This is a genomic window from Pontibacter ummariensis, assembly GCF_900188175.1.
GTDB classification, from domain to species: Bacteria; Bacteroidota; Bacteroidia; order Cytophagales; family Hymenobacteraceae; genus Pontibacter; species Pontibacter ummariensis.
In genome coordinates, this window is the sequence record NZ_FZOQ01000003.1 from 168,480 (window position 1) to 185,323 (window position 16,844).

The 16,844-nt window shown below is 51.2% G+C and carries 12 protein-coding genes, 1 tRNA gene and 1 riboswitch; of the genes, 8 read left to right on the forward strand and 5 right to left on the reverse strand.

Annotated features, from left to right (window positions below):
• Nucleotides 1-135 precede the first annotated feature (135 nt).
• Together CHB92_RS04815 and CHB92_RS04820 are read right to left on the reverse strand one after the other, a co-directional pair.
• The gene (locus tag CHB92_RS04815) at nucleotides 136-2,520 is read right to left on the reverse strand and encodes a ribonucleoside-diphosphate reductase subunit alpha (RefSeq protein ID WP_089318050.1); all 2,385 of its coding nucleotides are present in this window, start codon (nucleotides 2,518-2,520) and stop codon (nucleotides 136-138) included.
• A 355-nt stretch (nucleotides 2,521-2,875) separates the two neighbouring features.
• Nucleotides 2,876-3,835 (reverse strand): ribonucleoside-diphosphate reductase small subunit, encoded by a 960-nt coding sequence (locus CHB92_RS04820; protein ID WP_089318051.1) that lies wholly within the window; start codon nucleotides 3,833-3,835, stop codon nucleotides 2,876-2,878.
• Between the two features lie 634 nt (nucleotides 3,836-4,469).
• Here CHB92_RS04820 and rplU point away from each other — a divergent pair.
• The 5 genes from rplU (at nucleotide 4,470) to lhgO (ending at nucleotide 11,800) form a co-directional block, all read left to right on the forward strand.
• Nucleotides 4,470-4,781 carry a 50S ribosomal protein L21 gene (rplU, locus tag CHB92_RS04825; protein WP_089318052.1) on the forward strand — a complete coding sequence of 104 codons (312 nt, stop codon included), beginning with the start codon at nucleotides 4,470-4,472 and terminating at the stop codon, nucleotides 4,779-4,781.
• Nucleotides 4,782-4,851: 70 nt separating this feature from the next.
• Nucleotides 4,852-5,121: a 50S ribosomal protein L27 gene (gene rpmA / locus CHB92_RS04830; RefSeq protein ID WP_089318053.1), complete on the forward strand. Its 270-nt coding sequence runs from the start codon at nucleotides 4,852-4,854 to the stop codon at nucleotides 5,119-5,121.
• A gap of 285 nt (nucleotides 5,122-5,406) precedes the next feature.
• Nucleotides 5,407-5,512, forward strand: a riboswitch (SAM riboswitch).
• 75 nt (nucleotides 5,513-5,587) lie between these two features.
• On the forward strand, nucleotides 5,588-9,304 hold the full coding sequence (gene metH, locus CHB92_RS04835; protein WP_089318054.1) for a methionine synthase: 3,717 nt from the start codon (nucleotides 5,588-5,590) through the stop codon (nucleotides 9,302-9,304).
• A gap of 60 nt (nucleotides 9,305-9,364) precedes the next feature.
• Nucleotides 9,365-10,321, forward strand: a complete 957-nt coding sequence (gene metF, locus CHB92_RS04840; RefSeq protein WP_089318055.1) for a methylenetetrahydrofolate reductase [NAD(P)H] — start codon at nucleotides 9,365-9,367, stop codon at nucleotides 10,319-10,321.
• 252 nt (nucleotides 10,322-10,573) lie between these two features.
• The gene (lhgO, locus tag CHB92_RS04845) at nucleotides 10,574-11,800 is read left to right on the forward strand and encodes an L-2-hydroxyglutarate oxidase (RefSeq protein ID WP_089318056.1); all 1,227 of its coding nucleotides are present in this window, start codon (nucleotides 10,574-10,576) and stop codon (nucleotides 11,798-11,800) included.
• Nucleotides 11,801-11,844: 44 nt separating this feature from the next.
• On the opposite strand, the gene hemW is transcribed toward lhgO, so the two are convergent.
• Nucleotides 11,845-12,984 carry a radical SAM family heme chaperone HemW gene (gene hemW, locus CHB92_RS04850; RefSeq protein ID WP_089318186.1) on the reverse strand — a complete coding sequence of 380 codons (1,140 nt, stop codon included), beginning with the start codon at nucleotides 12,982-12,984 and terminating at the stop codon, nucleotides 11,845-11,847.
• A gap of 151 nt (nucleotides 12,985-13,135) precedes the next feature.
• Between hemW and CHB92_RS04855 the strand changes: the two genes are divergently transcribed.
• Together CHB92_RS04855 and CHB92_RS04860 are read left to right on the forward strand one after the other, a co-directional pair.
• Complete coding sequence (locus CHB92_RS04855; RefSeq protein ID WP_144266269.1) at nucleotides 13,136-14,929, forward strand: POTRA domain-containing protein; 1,794 nt, start codon at nucleotides 13,136-13,138, stop codon at nucleotides 14,927-14,929.
• Between the two features lie 84 nt (nucleotides 14,930-15,013).
• Nucleotides 15,014-15,086, forward strand: a tRNA-Met gene (locus tag CHB92_RS04860).
• A 197-nt stretch (nucleotides 15,087-15,283) separates the two neighbouring features.
• Here CHB92_RS04860 and CHB92_RS04865 read toward each other — a convergent pair.
• Both CHB92_RS04865 and CHB92_RS04870 read right to left on the reverse strand, forming a co-directional pair.
• Entirely contained in the window at nucleotides 15,284-15,661 is a 378-nt protein-coding gene (locus CHB92_RS04865; protein ID WP_089318057.1) for a VOC family protein, read from the reverse strand.
• 94 nt (nucleotides 15,662-15,755) lie between these two features.
• Nucleotides 15,756-16,172, reverse strand: a complete 417-nt coding sequence (locus tag CHB92_RS04870; protein WP_089318058.1) for a carboxymuconolactone decarboxylase family protein — start codon at nucleotides 16,170-16,172, stop codon at nucleotides 15,756-15,758.
• 125 nt (nucleotides 16,173-16,297) lie between these two features.
• Between CHB92_RS04870 and CHB92_RS04875 the strand changes: the two genes are divergently transcribed.
• Entirely contained in the window at nucleotides 16,298-16,738 is a 441-nt protein-coding gene (locus CHB92_RS04875; RefSeq protein ID WP_218824231.1) for an Lrp/AsnC family transcriptional regulator, read from the forward strand.
• Nucleotides 16,739-16,844: the final 106 nt, after the last annotated feature.

Sequence of the window (16,844 nt, forward strand, 5' to 3'; positions counted from 1 at the left end):
CTGTTTTTAGAGTGGGGAAAAGTATAGGCAATACAATCCCACCTGCTAGCGGGGAACCAGCAGTGACACGGGAATAGCCTTTTAATTAGGTAGGAAAAGAAGAAGGAGGGTGATGTGCCCTCCTTCTTTAGTTAATTACGATCCGCAAGCTTCGCAAGCGTCTGGGTTGTCTAAACTGCAGCTCATGTCGCTGCGGTTCTGGTCTTGGTTGCTGTACACCGGCGAAAGGGTTTCGGCGGCCTGTTTCTCTACAGTAAATTTGATGGCGTCTACGGCAGACTTGGTGCGCAGGTAGTACATACCGGTCTTCAGGCCTTTCTTCCAGCTGTAGAAGTGCATCGAGGTCAGCTTGCCGAAGTTTACGTTCTGCACGTGCAGGTTCAGCGATTGGCTCTGGCAGATATAAGCACCACGGTCGGCACTCATGTCAATTACCGTACGCTGGCTGATCTCCCACACGGTCTTGTACAGGTCTTTGATGTGCTGCGGAATAGCCGGGATGTCCTGAATAGAGCCGTTGGCCGCGATGATATCGTTCTTCATCCTGTCGTTCCAGATGCCCAGGGCGATCAGGTCTTTGAGCAGGTGCTTGTTTACCACCATAAACTCGCCAGACAGTACGCGGCGCAGGTAAATGTTAGACGTATAAGGCTCGAACGACTCGTTGTTGCCCAGGATCTGTGCTGTAGAAGCAGTAGGCATTGGCGCTACCAGCAGCGAGTTGCGCACGCCGTGCTCCATTACCTCGCTACGCAGGCTTTCCCAATCCCAACGACCGCTCTCCGGCGTTACACCCCATAGGTCGAACTGGAACTTGCCTTCAGACAGCGGAGATCCTTTAAAGGTCTCGTAAGCCCCTTGCTTCTTCGCCAGGTCCTTAGAGGCCGTCATGGCGGCAAAGTAGATCGTCTCAAAGATATCCTTGTTCAGCCCTTTCGCCTCGTCGCTTTCGAACGGCATGCGCAGGTGAATAAAGGTATCGGCCAAGCCTTGTACACCCAGGCCAATCGGGCGGTGACGCAGGTTAGAGTTGCGTGCCTCCGGTACTGGGTAGTAGTTGATGTCGATCACCTTGTTCAGGTTCTTCGTCACATGGTAGGTAACGTCGAACAGCTTCTGGTGGTCGAAGGTCTTGTTCCCGTGCTCGTCTTCTTTCACGAAGCGTGGCAGTGCCAGCGAGGCCAGGTTACAAACCGCTACCTCATCAGGGCTGGTGTACTCCATGATCTCGGTGCACAGGTTCGAGCTCTTGATAGTACCCAGGTTCTGCTGGTTGCTCTTGCCGTTCGCAGCGTCTTTGTACAGGATGTAAGGGGTGCCGGTCTCTACCTGCGACTCCAGCACGGCAAACCACAGTTCCTGTGCTTTTACTGTTTTACGGGCACGGCCTTCGCGCTCATACTTCTCGTAGAGGCGCTCAAACTCCTTGCCCCAGCTTTCTGCCAGGCCTGGTGCTTCGTGCGGGCAGAACAGGCTCCAGTCGCCGTTCTCTTCTACGCGCTTCATGAACAGGTCCGGCGTCCAGAGAGCGTAGAACAAGTCTCGGGCGCGGTTCTCTTCCTTACCGTGGTTCTTTTTCAGATCCAGGAAGTCGAAGATATCGGCATGCCATGGCTCCAGGTAAATGGCAAAGGCGCCTTTGCGCTTGCCGCCGCCCTGGTCTACGTAGCGGGCTGTGTCGTTAAATACCTTCAGCATCGGGATGATGCCGTTGGAAGTGCCGTTCGTACCTTTGATGTAAGAGCCTGTCGCACGTACGTTGTGGATGCTCAGGCCAATGCCACCGGCACTCTGCGAGATCTGCGCGCACTGCTTCAGGGTATCATAGATGCCCGGGATGCTGTCGTCTTTCATCGTCAGCAGGAAGCAGGACGACAGCTGCGGTTTCGGCGTGCCGGCGTTAAACAATGTTGGGGTGGCGTGGGTAAACCACTTTTCAGACATGAGATTATAAGTCTCGATGGCAGATTCGATGTCCTCCTTGTGTATACCCACGGCCACACGCATCAACATATGCTGTGGGCGCTCCACGATTTTGCCGTCCAGGCGCAAGAGGTAAGAGCGTTCCAGTGTCTTATATCCGAAGTAATCGTAGTTATAGTCTCGGTCGTAAATGATAGTAGAGTCGAGCAGGGCCGCATTCTTCCGGATGATCTCGTACACGTCCTTCGCGATCAGCGAGGCGTTCTCCCCTGTCTTCGGGTCCTCATAGGTATAGAGGCGCTTCATGGTATTGGAGAACGACTTGCTTGTTACCTTGTGCAGGTTAGAGATGGCCACGCGTGCTGCCAGCACCGCATAGTCGGGGTGCTTGGTGGTAAGCGACGCGGCCGTTTCAGCTGCCAGGTTATCCAGTTCCACGGTGGTTACCCCGTCGTAAATGCCGTCGATTACCTTCTTGGCCACCTCAATCGGCGACACATAGTCCATGTGCAGGCCATAGCACAGCTTCTCGATGCGTGCGGTAATCTTATCGAACTTGACAGATTCGCGTCTGCCGTCTCGTTTAACTACTAACATAGCGTATACAGTTAGCGAGGTTAAAGGCCTCGGGTTTTTATAAATAGGTACAAGTATATAGATGAGCCGCTGCCGCTGCAGCCGGCGGTAATACCTCTGGTGTTACATACAGTCAGCTCATACGGGATCGAACGCATAAGCCGTTGCAGTACAAACAATTATAGATAAAGCAAAAGCCTTTTACTATATAGTAGGACTGAGATGCCCTGTAAAACTGGCGATGATGCCATATTGGGTTCCGGCTGTGGCTGCGGTCGCCGCTGTGCTCCTGGTGCCTGCCGGAAAAAGGTACTAAAGGTAAGTATGGGAGGGGGAACAGGACGCCCTCCCATACTTAAAGAAATGTTCTGAACAGTTAAAAGTCTTCGTCCAGCGAGAACACGTTTTTGTCTTTGTCGCCCAACACGCCGGCTTTCTGGTAGTCGCCCACGCGCTTCTCGAAGAAGTTGGTCTTGCCCTGCAGCGAGATCATCTCCATAAAGTCGAATGGGTTCGCAGAGTTGTAAATCTTTTTGCAACCGAGTTCTACCAACAGGCGGTCTGCCACAAACTCAATGTACTGGCTCATCAGCTTGGCGTTCATGCCAATCAGGTCTACCGGTAAGGCATCCGTCACAAACTCCTGCTCAATGCTCACCGCGTCGCGGATGATCTCTACAACACGCTCTTCCGGCAGTTTGTTTTGCAGCATAGAGTATAACAGGCAGGCAAAGTCACAGTGCAGGCCTTCGTCACGGCTGATCAGTTCGTTAGAGAATGTCAGGCCGGGCATCAGGCCGCGCTTCTTCAACCAGAAGATGGAGCAGAAAGAGCCGGAGAAGAAAATACCCTCTACCGCGGCGAAAGCAATCAGGCGCTCTGCAAAATGCTCACTCTCGATCCAGCGCAGGGCCCACTCTCCTTTTCGGCCCACAGCTGGTACTGTTTCCAGGGCGTTGAACAGGTGGTCTTTTTCAGACTGCTTCTTTATATAAGTGTCGATGAGCAGCGAGTAGGTTTCTGAGTGGATGTTCTCCATCATGATCTGGAAACCATAGAAGCAACGCGCCTCGGGTATCTGCACCTCGTTCATAAAGTTCACAGCCAGGTTCTCGTTCACGATGCCATCAGAGGCAGCGAAGAAGGCCAGTACGTGGCTGATGAAGTGACGCTCTCCGTCGTTCAGGTTTTCCCAGTCTTTCAGGTCCTGGCCCAGGTCGATCTCCTCTGCCGTCCAAAAGCTGGCCTCGGCCTTCTTATACATCTGCCACACCTCATCGTTTTGAATCGGGAACAGGACAAAGCGGTTTGGGTTCTCTTTCAGTATTGGCTCCATAAGCAAGTAAGCGTTTTATAATGAAGGGCTAAGCATGAAATGGTGTGCCAGCCCTGAAATCCGGAAAGTTAAAGCAGCCATAGAAACACTTGCTCCTACAGCATTGTGATTTCAAATATAGAAATTAGAACTTGAATTTCGCCCCGAAAGTTGTTCAATTTATACACACGCTCTCAGTCGTCTGTTTTGCTGCATTTTTGGGGTTAATAACATTGTTTTCCACACGCCTTGTTGAAAACATATATTAATATAAATATTTGTATTTATATATTAAATCAATGTTAAGTACTGCTCAAGAGCTTGTGAAAAGGCTTTATAGGGGCTGTGAGTCGTGTTTTTGAGGCTGAGGGGGTGGCGTTTGTTAGGATGCGGGGTGAGCTCAGGTGCTAAGGCCTGTTTCGCCCTATTTGTGGAAAAGGTTGTTTTGGCCTGTATTGTGGATATGATTGGAATGCAAACGTTTAGCTGTTATTTTGGAGGATTGGCTGGAGAAGAGGTGTGTTTGTTAACAGTGTTGTCCACATATTTGTGTATAACCTGTGCAAACGGTAAAACAAATTAGGGTACAAGGCGTTGCAAAATTAAAATGAGGTCCGTACCTTTGCGGACTAATCATAAATATACATTGAAGCTGATGTACGCAATTGTAGAAATCGCAGGTCAACAGACCAAAGTAGAGAACGGCAAGTTCATCTACGCTAACAAGCTTTCCGGCAATGAGGGTGACGCCGTAGAGTTCACCAATGTTCTTCTTACTGATGACAACGGTACTGTAACAGTAGGTGCTCCTTTCGTAGAAGGTGTAAAGGTAACAGGCAGAATCCTGTCCCCACTGGTGAAAGCGGACAAAGTGATCGTTTTCAAAAAGAAGAGAAGAAAAGGATACCGCAAGAAGAATGGCCACCGCCAGCAGTTCACGAAGGTCCTGATCGAGAGCATTGGTTAAGAAGTAAGAAGAAAATCAATCGTAGAACCTTTTCAGGTTTTCATTAGCCTGAGTTAAATACTTAAAAAAAATGGCACACAAAAAAGGAGCAGGTAGTTCTAATAACGGTCGTGAGTCGCACTCTAAACGACTGGGTGTGAAGATCTATGGTGGTCAGGACATCATTGCTGGCAACATCATTGTAAGACAAAGAGGTACAGCACACCACCCAGGTGCAAACGTTGGTATCGGTAAAGACCATACCCTGTTTGCCCTTACTGACGGTATCGTGCAGTTCAGAAAAGGAAAGAAGAACCGTTCTTACGTTTCTGTACTTCCTAAAACTGAAGCAGAAGCTTAAGCTTTAGCTGCCCGCGCAGCACTTAAGAAAAGGGATGCCCAACAGCATCCCTTTTCTTATTAGTAGTTCATTGTCAGATTAGAGCAACTATTGGCAAGCACAGGCGTACATATAAACAAGAGTTGGATTCGCAGCTAGGCGAATTAAAGACTCTGTAGGAAAGGGACACTTTATGTGTCCCTTTCCGTTTTTTTTGTGCTTACTGAATGGGAGCACCTAATGGATGCCAACCTATATTTAAATTAGATTTTTCGCTTTTATGCGGATAAACTATTAACTTGCCTGTTCTTATCAAGAAAGACCGAGGGATAGGGCCCTACGACGTCTTAGCAACCTTGTAAAAGCTTGGTGCTAATTCCCTTCCCAGTGTTTTGCTGGGTGAAGATAAGAAAGTACCCCTCCCCCAGGTGTCCTTCTTGATAAGTAAAGTGTAGAAAGACTTACGAGAAGAAAGAAGACACCGACGATGACAAACCATCCTATTCACAGGCTGCTAAAGGAGCGCGTATTAGTGCTGGACGGTGCCATGGGCACGATGATTCAGCGCTACCAGCTAACGGAGGAAGATTTCCGCGGTGAGCGTTTTAAAGATCACCTGGGTGACTTGAAAGGCAACAACGACCTGTTGTCTATCACCCGCCCGGACATCATTAAAGCCATACATGCCGAGTACCTGGAGGCAGGGGCTGATATCGTGGAGACGAACACCTTCAGTGGCACTCGTATCGCCATGGCCGACTACCATATGGAGGACCTGGTGTACGAGCTCAACTACGAGTCGGCACGGCTGGCACGCGAAGCAGCAGATGAGATAGAGGCGAAGGTGCCGAACAGACCTCGTTTTGTAGCGGGGGCTATCGGCCCTACAAACCGCACTGCCTCGCTTTCCCCGGATGTGAACAACCCCGGTTACCGCGCCATCACCTTTGATCAACTGGTGGAAGCTTACTATGAGCAGGTGCGTGGCCTGGTGGATGGTGGCGCTGATCTGTTACTGGTAGAGACGGTGTTTGATACGCTGAACTGTAAGGCCGCGCTGTTTGCAATACAGCAGTATGTACAGGATGGCGGCAAAGAGTTGCCGATCATGGTCTCCGGCACGATTACCGACGCCAGCGGCCGTACCCTATCGGGCCAGACGGTAGAGGCTTTCTGGAACTCTATCTCGCATGCCCCCATCCTGAGCATTGGCTTTAACTGTGCGCTGGGAGCGCGTCAGCTCAAGACGCACATCCAGGAACTGTCCCGCATATCCAATGCCTATATCAGTGCTTACCCGAACGCGGGCTTGCCCAATGCCTTTGGCGGCTACGACGAAACCGCACAGCAAATGGGCGCCATCGTAGAAGAGTACCTCAAAGAAGGCCTGGTGAACATACTGGGTGGCTGCTGCGGCACTACCCCTATGCACGTGAAGGTAATTGCAGAGCTGGTACAGAAATACCAGCCCCGTACCCCATCCGAAATAAAGCCCCTTCCACGCTTCAGCGGCTTAGAGCCGCTCACCGTCACTCCGGAAACCTTATTTGTGAACGTAGGGGAGCGTACGAACGTGACTGGCTCCAAGAAATTTGCCCGCCTGATTGTGAACGGCGAGTTCGAAGAGGCCTTGTCGGTGGCACAGCAGCAGGTAGAGGGAGGCGCCCAGATCATCGACGTGAACATGGATGAGGGCATGCTGGACTCAGAGGAGGCCATGACCAACTTTCTGCACCTCATCGCTTCGGAGCCGGACATTGCCAAGCTGCCGATCATGATCGACTCATCTAAATGGACAGTACTGGAGGCCGGTTTGAAGTGCGTGCAGGGGAAGTCTATTGTAAACTCGATCAGCCTGAAAGAAGGCGAAGAGAACTTTAAAGCGCAGGCCCGCAAAGTGCGCCAGTACGGAGCCGCTGCGGTAGTGATGGCTTTCGACGAGAAAGGGCAAGCCGATACCCTGGAGCGCAGAATAGAGATATGCGGCCGGGCTTACCGCATCCTGACCGAGGAAGTAGGCTTCCCGCCACAGGACATCATCTTCGACCCGAATATTTTAGCTATTGCCACCGGTATAGAAGAGCATAATAACTACGCCGTAGAGTATATCGAGTCAGTAAAGTGGATAAAGGCCAACCTACCGCATGCTTTGGTGAGCGGTGGGGTGAGTAACCTATCGTTCTCCTTCAGGGGCAACGATGTAGTGCGCGAGGCCATGCACACCGTCTTCCTGTACCACGCCGTGAAAGCCGGTATGGACATGGGCATTGTAAACGCCGGCATGCTGGGCATTTACGAGGAAGTGCCGAAGGAATTGCGTGACCTGATTGAGGACGTGATCTTTAACCGCCACCCGGAGGCCACAGAAAAGCTGGTAACCTATGCAGAGACTGTAAAAGGCAAAGGCAAAGGTGCTGCCCAGGCGGATAACAGCTGGCGAGAGGCCTCTGTAGAAGAGCGCCTGAAGCATGCGCTGGTAAAGGGCATCGTAGAGTTTGTGGAAGAAGACACTGAAGAGGCCCGGCAGCAAGCAACTAAAACACTCGAGGTAATAGAAGGCCCGCTGATGGCCGGTATGACCGTGGTGGGCGACTTGTTTGGTGCCGGTAAAATGTTCCTGCCGCAGGTCGTAAAGAGTGCCCGCGTGATGAAGAAGTCAGTGGCTTACCTGTTGCCTTTCATGGAGAAGGAGAAGCTGGCATCCGACACGTCTAAGTCAACGGCAGGCACTATCTTGATGGCCACTGTGAAAGGCGACGTGCACGACATTGGTAAAAACATCGTGGGCGTGGTGCTGGCCTGTAACAACTATGAAGTGATTGACCTCGGTGTGATGGTGTCGCTGGATAAGATCCTGGCAGAAGCCGAAGCGCAGAAAGTAGACATTATCGGGCTAAGCGGCTTGATTACGCCTTCCTTAGACGAGATGGTGTACGTAGCCCAGGAGATGGAGCGCCGGGGGATGAAGATTCCGCTCTTGATTGGAGGTGCTACTACTTCCCGCGTGCACACTGCCGTGAAAATTGCGCCGCAGTACAGTGGGCCGGTGGTACACGTGCACGATGCCTCCCGCAGTGTAACGGTAGTAGGGAGCTTACTGGGCAGCAATAAAAAGGAGTATGTGGCCGAGATCAAGGCCGAGTACGCCAAACTGCGCGAAGACCACCTGGGCCGTACCAAAGACCGCGCTTTTGCCACCATTCAAGAAGCACGGGCGAATAAGTACAAAGTAGACTGGAAAGCCACACAGCCGACGAAGCCAAGCTTCCTGGGCAACAGGGTGTTTAACAATTATCCGCTTACCGAGATTGTGCCTTACATCGACTGGACGCCTTTCTTCCATACCTGGGAATTGAAGCGCCAGTACCCGAAGATACTCGACGACCCGGAGTATGGCACAGAGGCGCGCAAGCTGTTTGCCGATGCACAGAAGATGTTGAAGGAAATTGTGTACAATCAACTGCTGGAGGCACGTGCTGTGGTAGGCTTCTACCCTGCCAACGTGGAAGCAGACGATACGATAGAAGTATACGCGGATGATTCACGTGAGAACGTGCTGACGGAGTTCCACACGCTGCGGCAGCAGGGGAAGAAAGGTGGCAATGTGCCGAACCTGGCTTTCTCCGACTTCCTGGCCCCTAAAGAAACAGGCTTGCAGGATTATATCGGGGGCTTTGCCGTTTCCGTGGGCTTCGGGATCGAAAAGCTGGTGGAGCAATACGAGGCCGAGCACGACGACTACCGTTCTATTATGGTGAAGGCGCTGGCCGACCGACTGGCCGAGGCCTTTGCGGAGTTGATGCACGAGAAGGTGCGCAAGGAACTGTGGGGCTATGCACCGGACGAGCAGCTGGACAACGAGGGACTGATCAAAGAAGCATACAAAGGCATTCGCCCTGCGCCCGGTTATCCTGGTTGCCCGGACCATACCGAGAAAATTACGCTGTTTAACCTCTTGAAGGCCGAAGAGACTGGTATTGTGCTGACGGAGAACCTGGCGATGTACCCGGCTTCCTCAGTGAGTGGCCTGTACTTCTCACACCCGGACTCCCGCTACTTTGGCTTGGGCAAGATTGGCGAGGACCAGGTGGCCGACATTGCGAAGCGAAAAGGCATGCAGCTGGAAGAACTGGAGCGCTGGCTATCGCCTAACCTGAATTACGAGCCACAGCCGCTGGCACAGCAAACAGAGGCTGCAGAGTAGGGATAGGTAGCACATGCCCCAAACCATTAACGATAAAAAGAGCATCACCCGAAAACATAGATGAAAGTAACGGAACACTTCAAGAAGGCTGACGGCAAAACGCACTTCACCTTTGAAATACTGCCTCCGCTGAAAGGAGAGAACCTTCGCACCCTCTTTGACCATATTGACCCGCTGATGGAGTTTAACCCTCCCTTTATAGATGTGACCTACCACCGGGAGGAGTACGTGTACAAGCAGCGCGAGAATGGCTTACTGGAGAAGCGCACGACCCGGAAAAGGCCCGGTACAGTAGGGATTTGCGCTGCCCTCCAGAGCCATTACAAAGTAGACACCGTGCCACACCTGATTTGTGGGGGCTTTAACAAAGAGGAAACAGAGAACGCCCTGATCGACCTGCACTTCCTGGGGATCGACAACGTGCTGGTGCTGCGGGGGGACTGTGTGAAGAGCGAATCGCGCTTTACACCGGAACCGGGCGGGCACAGGTATGCGACGGAGCTGATGGAACAGGTGATTGACATGAACAACGGACGTTACCTCGACGATGAGCAGGTGAACACCTATGGGACTGACTTCTGCATCGGGGTGGCGGGATACCCCGAGAAGCATTCCGAGGCCCCGAACATGCAAGCGGACCTGCGCTGGCTGAAGAAGAAAGTGGAGATGGGAGCCGACTATGTGGTAACGCAGATGTTCTTCGATAACCAGAAGTACTTTGACTTTGTGCAGTTGTGCCGCTCAGAAGGGATTAACGTGCCGATTATACCGGGCCTCAAGCCGATCACGACTAAAACACAGCTTACGATCCTGCCAAGCATATTCCATATCGATATCCCTTGTGACTTAGCAGATGCCGTAGAGGCATGTGCCGATAACAAGGCTGCTGCACAGGTGGGCGTCGAGTGGGCGATTAAGCAGTCGAAAGAACTGATGGAGTTTGGGGTGCCTTGCCTGCATTATTACTCTATGGGCAAGTCCGGCTCTGTAAGAAAAGTAGCAGAAGCGCTTTTTTAACAGCTCCCTAACTGCGCGGAAGTGGCTTGTAAGGTTCCTGTACTTTACGAGCCATTTTTCTTTTTAAGCCTGCAGTATACCTAGGCGCTTGTCCTTTGTTAACTGGCATTTAAATGTCTATATATCCTTTAGCTTTTATATAGCTGTTACCGTATACGGGCAAGTGTATTTGCTCCCTGGCAGGCAGGGCACAATACAGGCCCTGCCTGGGGGGCAGATTAAATCAAGACTTTAACAAAGAATCAAGCGCCTATGTCAGTTAAAAAATATGACACCATTATTATTGGAGCCGGCCTGGTCGGCCTCTCTGTTGCCTATCACTTAAAGCGGCAGAACCCGGATGCTAAAGTCCTGGTCATCGAGAAAGAGAAAGACGTAGCCAAACACCAGTCCGGCAACAACAGTGGTGTGATGCACAGCGGTATTTACTATGCCCCGGGTAGCCTGAAAGCGAAGAACTGTATAGCGGGCTACAATTCTTTGATAACGTTCGCGGAGGAGCATAGCATTCCTTATGAGCTATGTGGCAAAGTAATCGTAGCCACCTCGCCGGAAGAGGTAGCGAAGCTGAATGACATCTATGACAGAGGTATTCGCAATGGGCTAAAGAACCTGCGGAAGCTTTCCTCGCAAGAGGAGATTCAGGAGATTGAGCCCCATTGCGCGGGCATCAAAGGGATACACGTGCCACAGACAGGCATCATCGATTATCCGAAGATGGCGGCTGCGCTGTTGAACCTCTACCAGAACAAGTACGGCGGGGAAGTTGCCTTCGGAGAAAAGGTCATTAACATCCATTCTCAGGTCAGCTCCGTGCTGGTGGAGACCGAAAAGCATACCTATTTGGCGGATAACATGGTTAGCTGTGCCGGTCTGTTTTCGGACAGAGTGGCTAACATGACGGAAAAGGAGAACGACCTGCGCATCATCCCTTTTAGAGGGGAGTACTATAAGCTGAGCAAGGAAAAAGAACACCTGGTGAAAACACTGATCTATCCGGTTCCGGACCCTAGTTTCCCGTTCCTGGGCGTACACTTTACCCGCATGATACGGGGTGGTGTGGAGGCTGGCCCGAATGCTGTGCTGGCCTTTAAGCGCGAAGGGTACAAGTTCCAGGACTTTAGCCTGAAAGACACGCAGGACACTTTTACATGGCCGGGCTTCTGGAAGATAGCAGCCAAGTACGGCCAAACGGGCTTAGGCGAAATGTACAGGTCTTTGTCCAAAGCAGCGTTTACGAAAGCCTTGCAAAAGCTGGTCCCTGAAGTGCAGGAAAGTGACTTAGTGCCAGGCGGTGCTGGCGTAAGAGCCCAGGCCTGCGATAGAAAGGGCAAGCTGATAGACGATTTCGATATCCTGAAGAGCCGGAACATCATTCATGTGCGGAATGCGCCTTCCCCTGCGGCCACGTCTTCGCTGGCTATCGGGAAGTACATCTGCAGTCAATTGGTAGGCGGCGAGGCGGCAGTGAACGGCTAAGCAGTATAGACATGAAGTACAGCGCCAGCAAAGACCTGTTGGCGCTATGCTTCCTCTCCCTCCAGGAACAGGTCCAATGTGATCTGATCAGCCAATAGTTTTCCCTTATCCGTCAGGTACAGCACTTCGTTCTTTACACTGGCTAAGCCTTTCTCCTGTAGCTCCAGTAGGTAACCGGCGTGTAGGGCTTGCAGGTCGTAGTTGTAGGCTGCCCGTAGTTTGTTCAGGTCACAGCCCCAGATGGTGCGGAGGGTGGTGAGCAGGTAGTCGTTGGCCTGGTCTGCCAGAGAAAGCTCCTCCAGTTCATAAGGCAACTTGCCCTGCGCGATAGCATCCACATATTTCTTGTTGTTAGGCACATTATACTGCCGCGATTGCCCGTTAAAAGAGTGGGCGCTGGGGCCGACGCCCAGGTAGTGTACTCCCCGCCAATAATTGCCGTTATGCTTTGATTCGTATCCAGGCAGGCAGAAGTTAGAGATCTCGTACTGCACATAGCCGTGCTGCCACATCTGTTCTAGCAGCATCTCGAACTGCTGAGCGGTAAACTCGTCTTCGGCAGGCTTAAACTTGCCTTTCTTGTTCCAGCGGCCGAAGGCGGTGTCTGGCTCAATGGTGAGGGCATAGCAGGAAACGTGCTGTACCCCCAGCGAGAACAGTGTTGCCAGGTCCTCTTGCCAGATAGCATGGTTGGGGGCAGGAACGCCATAGATCAGGTCGACTGTGATATTATCAAAACCGGCTGCCTGCGCATCCTTTACACATTGCAGGCTCTCCTGAGCATGGTGGGCCCTGTTCATCAGTTGCAGGTGTGATGCGTGGAAAGACTGTAGGCCAATGCTCAGCCTGTTTACCCCTGCCTCCCGCAACTCCTGTAGTTTGTCAGGCGTCAGGTCATCAGGATTAGCCTCGAGGGTAATTTCTACCTCCTCCGAAACTTTAAACAATTGCTTTGTTGTTGCCAGCAGCAGTTGCAGTTCCTGTTTGCTGAGCAGGGATGGCGTGCCGCCTCCAAAGTAAATAGTGCGTACAGCTTGCCCCTGCAGGTAGTCCTGCCGCAAGGTGAGCTCTCTGGCAATAGCTCGCACCGTCTGCTCCTTCAGCCCCATAGAGGTACTGAAATGGAAGTCGCAGTAGTGGCAAGCTTGCTTGCAGAAAGGGATATGAAGGTATATTCCGGCCAAAGTATGAATGATATAAGCTGCCTGACCTGCCAAAGCAGTGGTAAAGGCTGACGCTGTGGATGTATAGTTATTCCGCTAGTGTTCAGCTACCTTTGTTTTGGTAGACGCTGCTGTTAGCAACAAAAAAGAACGGAATAGAATTTCACTGCAAATGTACAAAATAGCTGCCTTTGTCTTTTGTGTCCTGCTGTGGCAGTCCTTTGCACAAGCCCAGAACCAGCCGGTAAGGCCGGAGGCTGGCACTACGGGCACAGTAGCAAAGGTACAGCAGGAAGTGACGCTTTCCATAAAAGCCCTGGATGCAGCAGGAAAGCAAGTACTACGGCAGTACAGTTACCGCACCTCCCTCCCCGACTCTGCAGCGGCCCGTAAAGAGGTGCAGGCCTTGGTGCACCGCCTGCAGCAGGACTCCTACCTCCTGGCGTCCGCAGACACGCTGTCCTTTTCCGGCAATACGCTCCACGTGAAACTGCATGTAGGGCAGCCCTTTAAATGGGCCCGGTTACGCAACGGCAACCTGAGCGAGGGAATCTTAGTGGAATCCGGCTTTCGGGAGAAGTTTTATCTGGGTGCCCCCTTTGAACCCGCCGAGTACGTGAAGCTGCAGCAACGTATCCTGGATTATGCAGAGCGCAATGGCTATCCTTTTGCCTCGGTGTGGCTTGATTCCATCAGGATTGAGGGCAATCAGATAGAGGCAGCCCTACTAGTGGAGAAAGCCTTTTTGGTAACCTATGATTCGCTGGAGGTAGTTGGAGAGACCAAAACGCAGCAGAAGTTTCTGATGCGCTACCTGCAACTATTACCTGGCCAGCCTTACAATCAGGACCAGATAGATGCTTCGCAGCGCATGCTCTCTCAACTACCTTATGTAAAAGTGACACGTGCCCCACAGGTGCGTTTTGTCCGCGACAAGGCGAAGGTGTACTACTTTCTGGAAGACAGGCAGGCCAACCAGGTGGATGGTGTAGTGGGCTTTCTGCCTAATCCCACCCGGAGTGATAAGCTGCTCGTAACGGGAGAGGCAAACCTGAACATCCGGAACATTAAAGGCACAGGCAAGCAGCTGGGCCTGCAGTGGCGGCGGGTAAACAAGGGCTCTGTGATTCTGAATGGGGAGTACCTCCACCCAAATCTGCTCGGCACACCCTTCGAACTTGGTGCAAAATTCAATCTGCTTAAACAAGACTCTTCTTTTATTACAGTGCAGCCTCGCCTGCAGCTGGCCTACTATACACTCCAGTACGGAAAGTTCAGCGTGTTTACAGAATGGCGGAACTCCCGCACGTTGTCCTCGGCCAATGTGCAGAGCCTGCAGCGGCTGGATTTGGCAGATGCCCAAACGAACACCTATGGCCTGAATTACCTCTGGAATAACCTGGATGACTTTTACTTTCCGAGGCGCGGGCGACTGGTTGAGTTACAGGTTGCCGCTGGTAACAAAAAGCTGCTCCGCAGCCCTGGCCTGGAGAAGAGCTTTTATGAAACGCTACAGCTAAAAACAACACAGCTGAGTTTGGGCGTTCGGGTCGAAAGCTTTTTTAGGTTGGGCCAGAACAGCGCCCTGCTGGCCCGCTTGCGCGGCGAGGCCCTGCTGAACGATCAGATCTTCCTCAACGACATGTACCGGATTGGAGGGCTGTCCTCGTTGCGTGGCTTCGACGATTATTTCTTCTATGCCTCTTCCTATGGCGTGGGTACACTCGAGTACAGGCTCTTTACAGCTGCGGACTCTTATGTGCTGCTATTCTATGATCAGGCTTATTATCGGAGTGATCTGGAGAAGGTCAAAGCAAGCGGTTATCCTTTAGGGCTGGGCGGGGGCATTAGTTTCAGTACAGGTGCCGGTATCTTTCAGTTGGTCTACTCTTTGGGAAAATCAGAGCAACAACCCTTGTCTTTTAAGTATTCGAAGATTCATTTTGGGATAACCAGTAAGTTTTAAGAAAAGGTAACTTTTTTTGCTGCTTTTGGTAAGTATAGCTTGCAAGGTAAAATTTAAAAGTATACTTTTGCATCATCATAACAGTGCGGGGTGGAGCAGTTGGTAGCTCGTTGGGCTCATAACCCAAAGGTCACAGGTTCGAGTCCTGTCCCCGCTACCTCAGCAAAAAGCCGCTTCATATTAAATGAAGCGGCTTTTTTAGTTCGATAAGTCGGTACTTTCTCCTTCGGTTAACTCTTTGCACTACTTTTCACCAGAAATGGGCAAGTCTGTCGGGTTGGCTTCTCCACTAGAGACAACTGCTATCGCCACAGGGCGTAGAAGTAACTTCATTTGCGACAGCATCACCAGTTATCAATTGTGAACTTGGCATGCCTCCAACACATTTCTATCTAGGTCATAGAAGAAAAAGTACTTCACCGCCCCATCTGCTATCACTTCTCCAACTTCCACACCTTTGTCCTGAAACTCTTGATGAGCTAGTTTGGCATCTTGAGTTCTGAAGATCGGGTATGATGCGGTTTCTCTGCTGTTTCTGATCTCTTTATCCGTTTGCCAAAGGGTTAAACTCGTTGGACTGCCTGTGTCCAATACCGCCAGGTTTATGGCAGGGTCATCCCAAACCAGCATAAGTTCAAGTTTCTCCTGGTACCATTGCTTAGATCTATTGATGTCAGACACACGCACGATAACGGTGTCTATTCCTTGTAGTACTTTCTTAATTTTTTCCATAGTATAGCTTAAGTAGTTTTCTTCAGCACATGTGCATGCTCTAGGCAAAGGCTAAAAATAGATCTTCTTGTGTGCTTAATCAAACCAAAACATTCTATGCCTCAGGCCTCAGGTTTAGTATAGCACCCAACCGCTGTGAGCCCGTAGTAAAACAAATGAAGGCACAGAGCTCCAGTATTTCTTTCTCCGAGAAAGCCTCCCTCAAAACATCAAAATGCCCGTCGCTGATGCTCAGGTGGTCAAGCAGGAACAGTTCGGCAAAGGCTGTAGCCAGCGATTCCCGCTTGTTTAGGTCTTCCTGCCTTGGTTTTCCATTTGCCATGCAGTAGGCGCATTTATTACCATGAGCCAATACCCTGCGTACCTGCTCGAGCAGTTCTGCGTCAAGCGCTGTTCGCTGGTAAAAAGTCTCTTCCAAAGCTCCCCAGTCCTGAAGCAAGGACGGGCTGTGGCCCAAAAGGCGTTGGAAAGGCGTGCTGCCTGCTCCGGATGCTAAGATTCTTGTCGTCATATCGTTTGGGTTTTGTTTGCGCAAAATTACGGAGCAGACTGCTTGAACTCACCTTGGAATCTTTTGATCTTTGTACCCCTGGCCTTACAAAACAAGGAAATAATGACACTGTACTTAACATTGTAATGGATAAGCTTAACTGGTCTATTTTAAAGTTGCTGCAGCAGAATGCGAGGCTGAGTTATGTAGAAATCGGGCGTGAGGTGGGGCTCTCTGCTCCAGCCGTGGCTGAGCGTATAAGCCGCATGGAAGAGCGTGGACTAATTGAGAGGTACCGGGCAGAGTTGAACCTAGCCGAAATTGGCCTGCCGCTCATGGCCTTTGTAACCTTGAAGGTGCACTCAGGGAAACTGAATGCTTTTCTCGCCCTTGTGCCTTACTTGTCTGAAGTATTGGAGTGCCACCGGGTAACGGGCAATGAGTGCCTGGTGATGAAGTGCGCCATGAAGAGTCCGTTGCACCTGGAAGAGCTTATCAACAAGTTGATGGAGTACGGAGAGCCAACAACTTCGATTATACTCTCTTCTCCTGTAAAAAATAAAGTGCTTCACAATGATGAAGTATAAAACCGCTTTTTGTCCACGGCTGATATCGTTTCATGAGCGTCTGTTCCGCTCACCTTTATGTCAACAGTATAGGTCGCCTAGACCGAGCAAAATAATTTAATCCATC

What these genes read in the sequence shown, in the direction of transcription:
- CHB92_RS04815 (WP_089318050.1), bottom strand. Translation starts at nt 2,520, where the DNA reads ATGTTAGTAGTTAAACGAGACGGCAGACGCGAATCTGTCAAGTTCGAT.
- CHB92_RS04820 (WP_089318051.1), bottom strand. Translation starts at nt 3,835, where the DNA reads ATGGAGCCAATACTGAAAGAGAACCCAAACCGCTTTGTCCTGTTCCCG.
- rplU (WP_089318052.1), top strand. Translation starts at nt 4,470, where the DNA reads ATGTACGCAATTGTAGAAATCGCAGGTCAACAGACCAAAGTAGAGAAC.
- rpmA (WP_089318053.1), top strand. Translation starts at nt 4,852, where the DNA reads ATGGCACACAAAAAAGGAGCAGGTAGTTCTAATAACGGTCGTGAGTCG.
- metH (WP_089318054.1), top strand. Translation starts at nt 5,588, where the DNA reads ATGACAAACCATCCTATTCACAGGCTGCTAAAGGAGCGCGTATTAGTG.
- metF (WP_089318055.1), top strand. Translation starts at nt 9,365, where the DNA reads ATGAAAGTAACGGAACACTTCAAGAAGGCTGACGGCAAAACGCACTTC.
- lhgO (WP_089318056.1), top strand. Translation starts at nt 10,574, where the DNA reads ATGTCAGTTAAAAAATATGACACCATTATTATTGGAGCCGGCCTGGTC.
- CHB92_RS04855 (WP_144266269.1), top strand. Translation starts at nt 13,136, where the DNA reads ATGTACAAAATAGCTGCCTTTGTCTTTTGTGTCCTGCTGTGGCAGTCC.
- CHB92_RS04865 (WP_089318057.1), bottom strand. Translation starts at nt 15,661, where the DNA reads ATGGAAAAAATTAAGAAAGTACTACAAGGAATAGACACCGTTATCGTG.
- CHB92_RS04870 (WP_089318058.1), bottom strand. Translation starts at nt 16,172, where the DNA reads ATGACGACAAGAATCTTAGCATCCGGAGCAGGCAGCACGCCTTTCCAA.
- CHB92_RS04875 (WP_218824231.1), top strand. Translation starts at nt 16,298, where the DNA reads ATGGATAAGCTTAACTGGTCTATTTTAAAGTTGCTGCAGCAGAATGCG.